The sequence below is a fragment of the Mesorhizobium sp. M0040 genome, from assembly GCF_040323505.1.
Classification (GTDB): domain Bacteria; phylum Pseudomonadota; class Alphaproteobacteria; order Rhizobiales; family Rhizobiaceae; genus Mesorhizobium.
Genome location: NZ_JAMYVA010000015.1, coordinates 90,399 through 102,415 on the forward strand (window position 1 = coordinate 90,399; position 12,017 = coordinate 102,415).

11 protein-coding genes are annotated in these 12,017 nt (G+C 63.8%); 3 read left to right on the forward strand and 8 right to left on the reverse strand.

The window, feature by feature from the left end; all coding sequences use genetic code 11:
* Nucleotides 1–28: 28 nt before the first annotated feature.
* From leuC to rplS, 5 genes are all read right to left on the reverse strand, one after another.
* Entirely contained in the window at nt 29–1,438 is a 1,410-nt protein-coding gene (gene leuC, locus NKJ91_RS15780) for a 3-isopropylmalate dehydratase large subunit (RefSeq protein ID WP_352456320.1), read from the reverse strand.
* 249 nt (nt 1,439–1,687) lie between these two features.
* Nucleotides 1,688–2,323, reverse strand: a complete 636-nt coding sequence (locus tag NKJ91_RS15785) for a class I SAM-dependent DNA methyltransferase (protein ID WP_352456321.1) — start codon at nt 2,321–2,323, stop codon at nt 1,688–1,690.
* A gap of 52 nt (nt 2,324–2,375) precedes the next feature.
* The gene (locus NKJ91_RS15790) at nt 2,376–3,191 is read right to left on the reverse strand and encodes an amino acid ABC transporter permease (protein WP_023679777.1); all 816 of its coding nucleotides are present in this window, start codon (nt 3,189–3,191) and stop codon (nt 2,376–2,378) included.
* 266 nt (nt 3,192–3,457) lie between these two features.
* Nucleotides 3,458–4,255, reverse strand: a complete 798-nt coding sequence (locus tag NKJ91_RS15795; RefSeq protein WP_352456322.1) for a transporter substrate-binding domain-containing protein — start codon at nt 4,253–4,255, stop codon at nt 3,458–3,460.
* 262 nt (nt 4,256–4,517) lie between these two features.
* Nucleotides 4,518–5,057: a 50S ribosomal protein L19 gene (gene rplS / locus NKJ91_RS15800; protein WP_254817835.1), complete on the reverse strand. Its 540-nt coding sequence runs from the start codon at nt 5,055–5,057 to the stop codon at nt 4,518–4,520.
* Between the two features lie 382 nt (nt 5,058–5,439).
* Here rplS and NKJ91_RS15805 point away from each other — a divergent pair, with 382 nt between their 5' ends.
* Nucleotides 5,440–6,192 (forward strand): sulfite exporter TauE/SafE family protein, encoded by a 753-nt coding sequence (locus NKJ91_RS15805; RefSeq protein WP_352456323.1) that lies wholly within the window; start codon nt 5,440–5,442, stop codon nt 6,190–6,192.
* On the opposite strand, the gene trmD is transcribed toward NKJ91_RS15805, so the two are convergent.
* Nucleotides 6,174–6,872, reverse strand: a complete 699-nt coding sequence (trmD, locus tag NKJ91_RS15810; RefSeq protein ID WP_352456324.1) for a tRNA (guanosine(37)-N1)-methyltransferase TrmD — start codon at nt 6,870–6,872, stop codon at nt 6,174–6,176. The two genes, NKJ91_RS15805 and trmD, sit on opposite strands and share 19 nt — an antisense overlap.
* On the reverse strand, nt 6,869–7,468 hold the full coding sequence (gene rimM, locus NKJ91_RS15815) for a ribosome maturation factor RimM (protein ID WP_352456325.1): 600 nt from the start codon (nt 7,466–7,468) through the stop codon (nt 6,869–6,871). Before rimM ends, trmD begins: the two co-directional genes overlap by 4 nt.
* Before the next feature lie 115 nt (nt 7,469–7,583).
* Between rimM and NKJ91_RS15820 the strand changes: the two genes are divergently transcribed.
* On the forward strand, nt 7,584–8,522 hold the full coding sequence (locus NKJ91_RS15820; RefSeq protein ID WP_352456326.1) for a tyrosine recombinase XerC: 939 nt from the start codon (nt 7,584–7,586) through the stop codon (nt 8,520–8,522).
* 85 nt (nt 8,523–8,607) lie between these two features.
* On the forward strand, nt 8,608–9,675 hold the full coding sequence (locus NKJ91_RS15825) for a TraB/GumN family protein (RefSeq protein WP_352456327.1): 1,068 nt from the start codon (nt 8,608–8,610) through the stop codon (nt 9,673–9,675).
* A gap of 929 nt (nt 9,676–10,604) precedes the next feature.
* On the opposite strand, the gene lpdA is transcribed toward NKJ91_RS15825, so the two are convergent.
* Entirely contained in the window at nt 10,605–12,011 is a 1,407-nt protein-coding gene (lpdA, locus tag NKJ91_RS15830; RefSeq protein WP_352456328.1) for a dihydrolipoyl dehydrogenase, read from the reverse strand.
* Nucleotides 12,012–12,017: the final 6 nt, after the last annotated feature.

Here is a 12,017-nt window from a genome sequence, read left to right on the forward strand (position 1 = left end):
TCCTCATATCCGACTGCGCGCGCCTGCCCTATTTCCACTCGCGGATGTCGACGAAATGGCCGGCGATCGCCGCCGCCGCGGCCATTGCCGGCGACACCAGATGCGTCCGGCCCTTGAAGCCTTGGCGCCCCTCGAAATTGCGATTCGAGGTCGAGGCGCAGCGCTCATGCGGCTTCAGCCGGTCGTCGTTCATAGCAAGGCACATCGAGCAGCCCGGCTCACGCCAGTCAAAGCCGGCGGCGACAAAGATCTTGTCGAGGCCTTCGGCCTCTGCCTGTTCCTTGACCAGGCCGGAGCCCGGCACGATCATCGCACTGACCCGCGGATTGACTTGTCTGCCCTCGATCACCTTGGCGGCGGCGCGCAGATCCTCGATGCGGCCATTGGTGCAGGAGCCGATGAAGACGCGATCGAGTTCGATATCGGTGATCTTGGTGCCCGGCTTCAGGCCCATATAGTCGAGTGCGCGCTGCTTGGAGGTGCGCTTGTTCTCATCAGTGATGTCGTCCGGGTTCGGCACGATGCCTTGCACCGAGACCACGTCCTCGGGCGAGGAGCCCCAGGAGACGATCGGCGGCAGCTTTGCCGCGTCGAGCACGACCACCTTGTCGAAATGCCCGCCTTCGTCGGACTGCAGCGTCTTCCAGTAGGCGAGCGCGGCGTCCCAGGCTTCGCCCTTGGGGGCGCGCGGCTTGTCCTTGACATAGGCGAAGGTGGTCTCGTCGGGCGCGATCAGGCCGGCGCGGGCGCCGGCTTCGATCGACATGTTGCAGATCGTCATGCGGCCTTCCATCGACAGCGCACGGATTGCCTCGCCGGCATATTCGATGACATAGCCGGTGCCGCCGGCCGTGCCGATCTCGCCGATAATGGCGAGGATGATGTCCTTGGCGGTGACGCCTTCCGGCAGTGCGCCGTCGACGCGCACCAGCATGTTCTTGGCCTTGCGCTGGATCAGCGTCTGCGTCGCCAGCACATGCTCGACTTCCGAGGTGCCGATGCCATGCGCCAGCGCCCCGAACGCGCCATGCGTCGAGGTGTGGCTGTCGCCGCAGACGATGGTCATGCCGGGCAGCGTAAAGCCTTGCTCGGGACCGATGATGTGGACGATGCCCTGGCGGATATCCTTCTCGGAATAATATTCGATGCCGAAATCCTTGGCGTTCTTGGCCAGCGCCTCGACCTGGATGCGGCTTTCCTCGTTCTTGATGCCGAACTTGCGCTCGGGCGAGGTCGACACATTGTGGTCGACCACGGCCAGCGTCTTTTCCGGATGCCGAACCTTGCGGCCGGTTATGCGCAGGCCTTCGAAAGCCTGCGGGCTGGTGACTTCGTGGACCAGATGGCGGTCGATATAGAGCAGGCAGGTGCCGTCGTCCTGGCGGTCGACAACATGGTCGTCGAAAATTTTGTCGTAGAGGGTGCGCGGTGCGCTCATTTGCGTAAATCCGTCGATTTAAAAAGGGAAAACGACGCCGGTCGGACCGGCGAAACAGCCTGGCGAGTCTGCCCTAGCTAAGTCGGCTGGTCAGCGCCCCGCAGACGCGCGCGGAAAATCGCGACGGCAGGCGTTTCCTGTCCTGCAGCACGAAACCTTTATAGGCCGGATCGCCAAAAAGCTCTTCCATGGCGCTGCTCATATCAATGTTTTGGCTTTTCAGCAATCGCGTCTGCCTTCGCAGGCGCTTCACAGCACCTCGAACACGAAGGTCTTCACCAGCGCGTCGGGCTCGGCGATTGCGTAGCAGCGAAACCACGGGCTCTCCTCGACCGGCCGCCATTTTTTCGCCTGCTCCAGTTCGCCAAACACGGCCTTGAACCCGCCGCTTTCAAACACCTGGTCGCGAACCGTGAAGATGGCGTGGCCGCCCGTCCTGGTGATGCGTACCAGTTCATGCAGGCCCGACGCCGGTGCGTGGCTGATGGTGAACACGCCGGTCGAGAAAAAGGCGCGGAAATACCCGTCCGCCCAAGGCAATGGCCCGCCGAGCATCGCCTGTTTCAGCTCGCTGTAGGCCTGCCGGCTGCCGGCGATTTTCAGCATGTCCTGCGACAGGTCGAGCCCGGCAATATCGTGGTAGCCGAGCGCCTTGAGCGACGGCCCCGACAGGCCGGTGCCGCAGCCGGCGTCGAGCAGCGGCCCTTCGCCCGCCGGCACGTGGCGCGCCACCCAGGCGGTGATCAGGAACGGCAGGAGATAGCCGAGCGCCGCGGTTTCGCCGTCATAGGTCGCGGCCCATTGCGCATAGGCCTTGGCGAGCGTCTCAGGCGTGTCGGCCGTATAGACCGCTTCCAGCGCCGCATTGGCCTTGTCGATGATCATGGGTCCTCCCCGGTCGCGTCCGCTCGATGGTAGCGCCGTTTTCGCCTGCCTTCTATTCCCCATGCTGGTGGCGGAGCCGCTTCTCCAGCGCCCGCAAGGCCAGCGACAGGCCGACGGTCAGGATGAGATAGATATAGGCGACGATCGAATAGGTTTCGAAGAAGCGGAACGAGCCGGCGGCGTAGATCTTGCCCATCTGGGTGATGTCGGCGACGCCCAGCACCGAGACCAGCGAGGAATCCTTGACCATGGCGACGAAATCATTGCCGAGCGGCGGCAGGATGGTGCGGATCGCCTGCGGAAAGATGACCAGCCGGAAGCGCTGGGTGCGCGTCAGCCCGAGCGCCTTGGCCGCCTCGATCTGCCCCTTCTCGACCGCCTGGATACCGGCGCGGAACACCTCCGAGATGAAGGCGGAATAGCCGATGGTCAGCGCCATGACGGCGCGCCAAAGCAACGACACGTCGCGTACCAGCAGCTCACCGAAGAGGCCGGCGCTTTGCAGCGGCGCCGTCAGCGCGTTCCATGCCGCGACGAAGGCCGGCGCGCCGGCAAAGGCGATCCAGAACAACAGCACCAGCATCGGCACGCCGCGGATGATCTCGACATAGAAGCGGCCGATCTGGCTGAGCCAGCGTGAGCCCGACAGGCCCATCAGCGCGACGCCGAGGCCGATCGCGCAAGCCAGCGCGAAGGCGACCACCGTGACGAAGATGGTGACCCCGATGCCCTTGGCGACGGTTGCGAAGACCTGGGCATAGAGGTCGCTGGCAGCGATGAAGATGGCGGCGGCCAAGGCGATCGCCACGGCCACGGCAAGCCACCACGGGAAGTCGGATTTGGCTGAGGCGAGAGGCGCCGACGGCATCAAGCGGTACCGATAACAGAGTCACGAAGGCAGCGTTCTGTCACACCCCCCTCTGGCCTGCCGGCCATCTCCCCCTCCAGGGGGGAGATCGGCAGCTTTGACCTCGCGGCCCGTTCTGCAACACTGAAAATTGGCGAAAGCCGATGCGAAATCCGATCTCCCCCTTTGAGGGGGAGATGTCCGGCAGGACAGAGGGGGGTGTACGAGCGCAGAGTCAGCGCGAGTTCCCGCGCACAATCGTCATGAAATGCGCGCAACAAGCGGGCCTACTGCCCCATCTTGTAGTCGAGGAACCACTTCTTGTTGAGCGCGTCGAGCGTACCGTCGGCCTTGAGCGCGGCGATTGCCGCGTTGACCGGCTTCACCAGGTCGGAGCCCTTGGGGAAGATGAAGCCGAAATCCTCGGTGCCGAGCGGGCCGCCGATCAGCTTCAGCCCGCCATTGGACGCATCGACATAGCCCTTGCCGGCAGTGCCGTCGGTGAGCACGACGTCGACGTCGCCGGCCTTCAGCGCCTGCACCGTCGCGCCGAATGTCTCGAACAGCTTTATGCGCGGGTTCTGCTCATTGCCGTCGAGCACGCTGTAGACAGCGGTGTAGAAGGGCGTCGTGCCGGCCTGCGCGCCGATCAGCCCGTCCTTGAAGACGGCGAACGTCTTGGCATCGGTGAAGCGCTTCTCGTCGCCGCGCACCAGCATGAACTGTTCCGAGCGCATATACGGATCGGAGAAATCGACCTTCTGCTTGCGGTCGTCCTTGATGGTGATGCCGGTCATGCCGATGTTGTACTGATTGTCGGAAACCGCCTGGATCATCGCGTCCCAAGAGGTATTCTGGTACTCGACCTTGAAATTCAGCCGTTTGGCGATCTCGTTCATCGCGTCATATTCCCAACCGATCTGCTTGCCGGTCTTGGCATCGATGAACTGCAGCGGCGGATAGGCGTTTTCGGTCACCACCACCACTTTCTTGCCGCCGAGGTCGGGCAGCGCCTGCGCCAGAGCCGCGACAGGCACGAGAAGGCAAGCCAGCAGGCCGGCCAGCAGCAGTTTCGAATTGATCATGACGATGCTCCCCAGGAACTGAACCGCCTCGATCGGCCGAGGCATGCAGGAAATCCGGCGCCGACTTTAGCTTTCCGCAGGCGCCTTGCAAGCCGCTCCGATGCGGCGTTCGGCACGAAAATGGATTCCAATGCTTTCAACGGCGGCATTACGCAACGATCCGTATCGATTGCGGCCGACGCAGCCCGGCAAAATAGAATCCGCCTCGCGAAACAAAAAGGCGGCCGAAGCCGCCTTTCCGAAAATACGTTCTTGAAAAGCCTTATTCGGCGGCAGCTGCTTCCGCGGCCTTCGCGGCCTCGTCGGCGGCCTTCTTCTCGGCGGCGTCCTGCGCGGCCTTCTCGGCGGCCAGCGCCTGGGCGGCGGCCACTTTCTCGGCCTCGATGCGCGCCTTCTCGGCGTTCAGCGCATCGCGCTCTTCGTCGTTGAGCTTGCGGGCGCGCACACCGGTGTTTTCCGAAATGCGGGCCGACTTGCCGCGACGGTCACGCAAATAGTACAGCTTGGCGCGACGCACCTTGCCGCGGCGCACGATCTCGACCCCCTCGACCATCGGCGAATAGACCGGGAACACACGCTCCACGCCTTCGCCGTAGGAGATCTTGCGGACGGTGAAGTTTTCCTGGAAGCCGGCGCCGGCGCGGGCGATGACGACGCCCTCATAGGCCTGGACGCGGGTGCGGGTGCCTTCGGTCACGCGGACCTGGACGCGCACGGTATCGCCGGGCTGGAATTCGGGGAGCTTGCGCTTGGCTTCGATCTTGGCGGCCTGCTCGGCCTCAAGCTGACGGAGGATGTCCATCTCATAGATCCACTTCTTGTTCTTCCGACAGTCAGAGCGTCCGACACTCGCCTTGCAGTCGCATCGACCGCTCGGCTATGCCCTTCGTTCGAGAACTTCTGTTCGAGAACATCGGGCAGGGGCGACTACACCGTCATTGTTGACGGGCCAGAAGATCGCTCTTGGCAGATTTTTCTTCCGGTTCGGCGCGCACATACAGCTATTTCGGCGCTTTGTCACGTCTTCGCCGTTTCTTTTTTGGGCCGTTTCTTTTTTGCGCTGCTTCTTGGGCTGGCGCCCGCTGTGGCAATCCCGTGATCGCTTGTGGTCCAGGGGGTTGCGCCCGCGCGTCAAGCTTCCTAAGCCGGAAGACAGGCATTTTCCTCCAGCGACGACACCCCTCATGCCAATCTTGGACGCGGTCCTGCTCTTTCTCGCCGGCTTTGTATCAGGCGCGGTCAATGCCGTTGCCGGCGGCGGCACGTTCATAACCTTTGGCGCCATGACACTGGCCGGCCTGCCGCCGATCGTCGCCAATGCGACATCGTCGGTGACGCAATTTCCTGGCTACATCACCTCGACGCTCGCCTATTGGCACGACATCAAGCATTTCTGGCGCGGCGCACTGCTGCTCAGCCTCATTTCGGCTCTCGGTGCGCTGTCTGGCGCGCTTATCCTTCTAGGGCTCGACAACCCGTCGTTCCGCGCCTTGGTGCCGTGGCTGCTGCTGGCGGCAACCGCACTGTTCGCTGCCGGGCCATGGCTGAAGCCGGCGCCCAAGCCGGAGCATGAGGCCGCGGTAGGTTCGCTGGTCGGGTCGCTGGCGCAGTTCGCCACCGCCGTCTATGGCGGCTTCTTCGGCGCCGGCATGGGCGTCATGATGCTGGCGACGCTCGGTCTCACCCAGTCCGGCGACTATCACCGGCTGAACGCACTGAAGAACATGCTGGCCGTGGTCATCGCTGCGGTTGCCATCCTCGTCTTCGTCTCGGGCGGCGTCATTGCCTGGCTGCAGGCGATCATCATGATCCCGGGTGGCGCGCTGGGCGGCTATGCCGGCGTCTGGATCGCCAGGCGCGTGCCGCAGAACGCGGTGCGCGGCTTCGTCATCGCCGTCGGCCTGTTCCTGGCTTTCTACTATTTCGATAAGGGCTGAGCGGCTGAAAGATCCGGCCGTCGCTCCTTCGTCAGCCTCTCCGCTTCGGCCCGCCGCCACGCCGCGATCTTCCTGTGATTGCCCGAAATCAGCACTTCGGGAATCGGCCGGCCCTCGAACTTCTGCGGCCGCGTATAATGCGGATGTTCGAGCAGGCCGTTTTCAAAGCTCTCTTCCTCGCCCGATACCGCATTGCCCATGACGCCGGGCAGCAGGCGCACCACGGCGTCGAGCAGCACGAGTGCCGCCGGCTCGCCGCCGGACAGGATGAAGTCGCCGATCGAAACTTCCTCGAGGCCGCGCGATTCAATGACCCGCTGGTCGACGCCTTCGAAGCGGCCGCAGACGATCACCGCACCCGGCCCGCCGGCGAGCTCGCGCACCCGTGCCTGCGTCAGCGGCTTGCCGCGCGGGCTCATCAGCAGGCGCGGACGTGGATCGCCTGCCGGCGAGGCGTGGTCGATGGCGCTGGCCAGCACGTCTGCCCGCATCACCATGCCGGCGCCGCCGCCGGCCGGCGTGTCATCGACGGTCCGGTGACGATCGCTGGCAAAGTCGCGGATCTGGATCGTTTCGAGCGACCAAATGCCGGTCTCGAGCGCACGACCGGCCAGCGACAGGCCAAGCGCGCCGGGAAACATCTCGGGATAGAGCGTCAGCACCGAAGCCGAAAAACTCACCGGTTGCCTCCGGCGTCCCTCGGCCCGCGCGGCCTGCCCTTGGGGTCGAAACCGTCGTCAGCGATAGGCTCGCCGTCCTCGTCCTCGACCAACCCTGCGGCGGCTGGATCAACGCGGACAAAGCCGCCGGCGATCGACACTTCCGGAACGGCGGCCTGCGTGAACGGGATGAGCACCCCTTTGCGCCCGACAAGCGTCACGTCGAGAATGTCGCCGCCGCCGAAATTGTGCACGGCGACGACCTTGCCGACGACCGCACCGGTGTCGTCCTTGACCTCCAGTCCGACGAGGTCGGCATGGTAGAATTCATCCTCTTCGCCCTCATCGGGCAACACCGAACGATCGACGAACAATTCGGTGCCGGCCAGCGCCTCGGCGGCATTGCGGTCGTTGACGCCTTTGAACCGCACCACCACCACGGTGTTGGCGGGCCTGATGTCGACGATCTGGAAGGCGCGGCCATCCCTGGCGTAGAGCGGACCGTAATCGGCCAGCGCCAGCGGGTCGCCGGTAAAGCTCTTGACGCGCAATTCGCCCTTGATGCCATGCGCGGCACCGATCACGGCCATCTGGACGGGGTTTTGCGGCTTGATCATCTGCGGAAAATCCTTTGCCTTGCTCTAACCCCAGCCCGTCGTCATTTCAATGACGCCGCTCTTCACCACTTCCTAACCCGCGTGCCGGAAGATGGCGGGGAACTGGAAGAGTGCAATGCAGGAATTCCTCATACCGGCAAAACCCGACCTGCAGGCGGCGCGCGAGGCCTGGCTGAAGATGCTGGCGCGCGAACGCCGGCTATCGCCCGAAACCGTCGAGGCCTATGAGCGCGACACGCGCCAGTTCCTGCATTTCCTGACCGGCCATTGCGGCGGCTCGCCCGGCATTTCCGACATCGCCGATCTGCGCCCCGCCGATTTGCGCGGCTTTCTCGCTGCCCGCCGTGCCGAGGGCGCCGGCGCCCGCACGCTCGGGCGCGGGCTGGCCGGCATCCGCTCGCTGCTGCGTTTCCTGGAACGGCGCGGCCTCGCCAATGCGGCAGGTGCGACAGCCTTGCGCGCGCCGCGGCAGCCGAAATCGCTGCCCAAGCCGCTGACCGCAAGCGATGCAAAACACGTCGTCTCGGTGGAAGGCCAACTGGCGGAGGAGCCGTGGATTGCCGCGCGCAACGCCGCCGTGCTGACCCTGCTCTATGGGTCCGGCTTGCGGATCTCCGAGGCGCTCGGCCTGTCGGGCGCCGATCTTTCCTCACCTGGTGATACCGTGCTGCGCGTCACCGGCAAGGGTGGCAAGACCCGGCTGGTGCCGGTGCTGCCGGTGGCGCTGCGGGCGATTGCCGAATACCGCCGCTTGTGTCCCTGGCATCTCGATCCCAAGGGCCTGCTGTTTCGCGGTGCCCGCGGCGGCCCGCTGAACCCGGCAATCGTCCAGCGCGACATGGCCAAGCTGCGCTCGGCGCTCAACCTGCCCGACACGGCGACGCCGCATGCGCTGCGCCATTCCTTCGCCACGCATCTGCTAGGGCGCGGCGGCGACCTGCGCACCATCCAGGAGTTGCTCGGCCATGCCAGCCTGTCGACAACCCAGATATACACCGGCGTCGACACCGCCAGGCTGCTCGAGATTTACGAAGCAGCTCATCCTCGTGCGTGATCGATGCATGTGTCGGTGGCCATCTCGCAACAATTTTGATGCGCCGATTAACCGTTTTGCCGCTTTTCGCGCTTAGAACCGCGGCATGAAACGCCTCATCGCCATCGCCGACCGCGCGACCCATATGTCGCTGAAGCTGCTCGTCGCGCTCAACGCCCTGTTTTTCCTCTCTTTCCTCATCGTCGCGCTGCTCGCCGCGGGCAAGGCACGCGCCGAGACTTCGGCCTGCGCCGGTAGCGATATGCTGAGCGCGCTGCAAAAGGACGACCCGGCTGCCTACCGCAAGATCGAGGCAGACGCGGCAGCGACGCCGAACGGCAAGGGCCTGCTGTGGAAGCTCGAAAAATCGGGCGAAAAACCGTCCTTCCTGTTCGGCACCATGCACGTTACCGACCCGCGCGTCACCACGCTGCCACCCGCCGCGCAGAAGGCATTCGATGCGGCTGGCACCGTCATCATCGAGACCACCGAAGTGCTCGACAAGCAGAAGATGATGGCCGCACTGCTGAAAGAGCCGGATCTGATGATGTTCACCGACAAGACGACGCTTTCGTCGCTGCTGTCGCCGGAGGATGCGGCGGTGGTCAACAAGGCGCTCGATGCGCGTGGCATCCCGCCAGCGACCGTCGCCAAGATGAAACCCTGGTTGCTGTCGGCGATGGTGGCGCTACCTGTATGCGAAGTCGCCCGCCAGGCTGGCGGTGCGCCGGTGCTCGACGTCAAGCTTGCCAAGGACACCGAGGCTTCGGGCAAATCGGTCGAGGGGCTGGAGACAATCGCCGACCAGCTGCGCGCCATGGCTTCGCTGCCGATCGCCTTTCACCTGAAGGGGCTGGTCGATACGCTGAAGCTTGGCGACAAGGTGAACGATGTCAACGAAACCATGATCGTGCTTTACCGGCGTGGCGACACTGGCATGTATGTACCGCTGTTTCGGGCCGTCATCCCCGAACAGGTCGACGACCAATCGGGTTACGCCGAATTCGAGCAGACCATGATCACCAGCCGCAACAAGGTGATGGTCGATCGTGCAGCGCCGATCCTCGCCCACGGCAATGTCTTCATGGCGGTCGGCGCCATGCACCTTCCCGGAGCGCAAGGCTTGGTCGAGGGTTTCCGCAAGACCGGCTATACGGTGACCGCCGTCAACTGAACGACACGGCGGAGTTGCACACCGAATCATTGCCGAGGCGGGATCAGCCCTTACTCGTGGCGCGACGGCGGACCAGCCGCGCTTCGTGCCAAGAAACTGAAAAAGGTTCGGTTTGGCTCGATCGAAACCCATTTTGCGGTGGAAATGCATGCCTGCAAGCGATTCCGGATCAGAATTGCCCTGTTTTCGGCGTTTTCAACGCCTAATGTGAAACCGATTCAACGATTGTACGTTGATGGCTATTACTTGATGTTTTTCATCCACGGAGGACACTTTTATGGCGAACACACCCAATCCGAACGACCCATTCACCTCACCGGGTACCGCACGGCCACGCGGCGGCGGCAGCGGCTGGCTGATTGCACTGGTCGTCGTTATCCTGGCAATTGTCGCCTATTATGTTTTTGGAAGACGTAGCGAGGCACCTGCGCCTGCCGAACCGCCCGCAGCCAGCACACCGGCTCCCGCCCCAGCGCCCGCCGAGCCGATGAAACCAGCCGAACCGGCTCCTGCGCCAGCTCCGGCAACACCCGCTCCGGCTCCGGCTCCGGCTGAGCCTGCACCCGCTCCGGCCCCTGCGCCAGCCCCGGCCCCGGCCCCAGCACCGGCACCAGCCCCGGCTCAGTGATCAGACTGCTGATTTAATATATGAACGGCCCGCTGAAAGGCGGGCCGTTTTGTTTTTGGAGCAGCAGTCGATGGTCTGAGCTGCGATTAGCCATAGGCTAACTTCATCTTCGTCATCCAGCGCGGAGCAGGAGCGAAGCGACATCGCGGAGATCCTGGAATCCATCTGCGGTTCAGAATGGAAGCCGTCTGTGGTGATCCTTCGCGCCCCTCTCTGTCCTGCCGGACATCTCCCCCACTTGGTGGAGATTGGCTACCAGCCCGCTTTCGCCAATCGCCACCGTCGCCCGCGATTCAACCGCTCAGATATGGATCGGCTTGAAGAACGTCGCCAATGCCGCCTCCTTTACCGCTTCCGACATTGTCGGATGGGCGTGGCAGGTGCGGGCAAGGTCTTCCGACGAGCCGCCAAATTCCATCAGCACGACCGCCTCATGGATCATCTCGCCGGCCCCGAAGCCGACGATGTGGACGCCGAGTACACGGTCGCTGGCCTTGTCGGCCAGGATTTTCACAAAGCCGTCGGTATGCAGCATGGCGCGCGCGCGGCCATTGGCGCTGAACGGGAATTTTCCGGCCTTGTAGTCGATGCCGGCCTTCTTCAATTCTTCTTCGGTCTTGCCGATCGTGGCGATTTCCGGCGTGGTGTAGACGACGCTCGGAATCACGTCATAGTTCACATGACCGGCCTGGCCGGCGATGGTTTCGGCCACCGCCACGCCCTCGTCCTCAGCCTTGTGTGCAAGCATCGGCCCGGCGATGACATCGCCGATGGCATAGATGCCAGGCACGTTGGTCCTGAGATGGCCGTCGGTCTTGACCCGGCCGCGCTCATCGACGTCGACGCCGGTCTCCTTCAGCCCGAGAGCGTCCGAATAGGCCCGTCGTCCCGTCGCAATCAGCACCGCGTCCGCCTCGATCGTCTCGGCTGCTCCGCCCTTGACCGGCTCAAAGGTAACCGTCGCCCCCTTCTTGGCCTTGGCGACGCCGGTCACCTTGGCGCCCAGCCTGAACTCAAAGCCCTGCTTCGACAGCAGGCGCTGGAACTGCTTGGAGACCTCGCCATCCATGCCGCCCAGGATGGTGTCGAGGAACTCGACCACGGTGACCTTGGCGCCGAGCCGCGCCCAGACCGAGCCGAGCTCCAGACCGATGACACCGCCGCCGACCACCACCAGATGGCCCGGCACCTTGTCCAGCGACAGCGCGCCGGTCGACGAGACGATCACCTTCTCATCGAAATCGACCTCGACGCCGGGAATGCCGGCAACGTCGGAGCCGGTGGCGATGACGATGTTCTTGGTCTCGATCTCCTCGACCTTGCCGTCATCGGAGGTCACCGACACCTTGCCGGCCGCAACCACCTTGCCGGTGCCACGAAAACTGTCGATCTTGTTCTTCTTGAACAGGAAGGCGACGCCATTGACATTGGCCGTCACCGTCGCATCCTTGTGTGCCATCATCTTCCCAAGATTGAGCTTGGGCGCGCCGATCTCGACGCCGAGCGCGTCGAAGGAATGGCCGGCCTCGGCAAACATCTCGGACGCATGCAGCAGCGCCTTTGACGGGATGCAGCCGATGTTGAGGCAGGTACCGCCGAAGGTCGGGTTCTTTTCGACTACCGCCGTCTTCAGACCGAGCTGCGCCGCCTTGATGGCGCAGACGTAGCCGCCTGGTCCCGATCCGATGATAACGACGTCATAGGCCATGATACT

What these genes read in the sequence shown, in the direction of transcription:
- leuC (WP_352456320.1), bottom strand. Translation starts at nt 1,438, where the DNA reads ATGAGCGCACCGCGCACCCTCTACGACAAAATTTTCGACGACCATGTT.
- NKJ91_RS15785 (WP_352456321.1), bottom strand. Translation starts at nt 2,323, where the DNA reads ATGATCATCGACAAGGCCAATGCGGCGCTGGAAGCGGTCTATACGGCC.
- NKJ91_RS15790 (WP_023679777.1), bottom strand. Translation starts at nt 3,191, where the DNA reads ATGCCGTCGGCGCCTCTCGCCTCAGCCAAATCCGACTTCCCGTGGTGG.
- NKJ91_RS15795 (WP_352456322.1), bottom strand. Translation starts at nt 4,255, where the DNA reads ATGATCAATTCGAAACTGCTGCTGGCCGGCCTGCTGGCTTGCCTTCTC.
- rplS (WP_254817835.1), bottom strand. Translation starts at nt 5,057, where the DNA reads ATGGACATCCTCCGTCAGCTTGAGGCCGAGCAGGCCGCCAAGATCGAA.
- NKJ91_RS15805 (WP_352456323.1), top strand. Translation starts at nt 5,440, where the DNA reads ATGCCAATCTTGGACGCGGTCCTGCTCTTTCTCGCCGGCTTTGTATCA.
- rimM (WP_352456325.1), bottom strand. Translation starts at nt 7,468, where the DNA reads ATGATCAAGCCGCAAAACCCCGTCCAGATGGCCGTGATCGGTGCCGCG.
- NKJ91_RS15820 (WP_352456326.1), top strand. Translation starts at nt 7,584, where the DNA reads ATGCAGGAATTCCTCATACCGGCAAAACCCGACCTGCAGGCGGCGCGC.
- NKJ91_RS15825 (WP_352456327.1), top strand. Translation starts at nt 8,608, where the DNA reads ATGAAACGCCTCATCGCCATCGCCGACCGCGCGACCCATATGTCGCTG.
- lpdA (WP_352456328.1), bottom strand. Translation starts at nt 12,011, where the DNA reads ATGGCCTATGACGTCGTTATCATCGGATCGGGACCAGGCGGCTACGTC.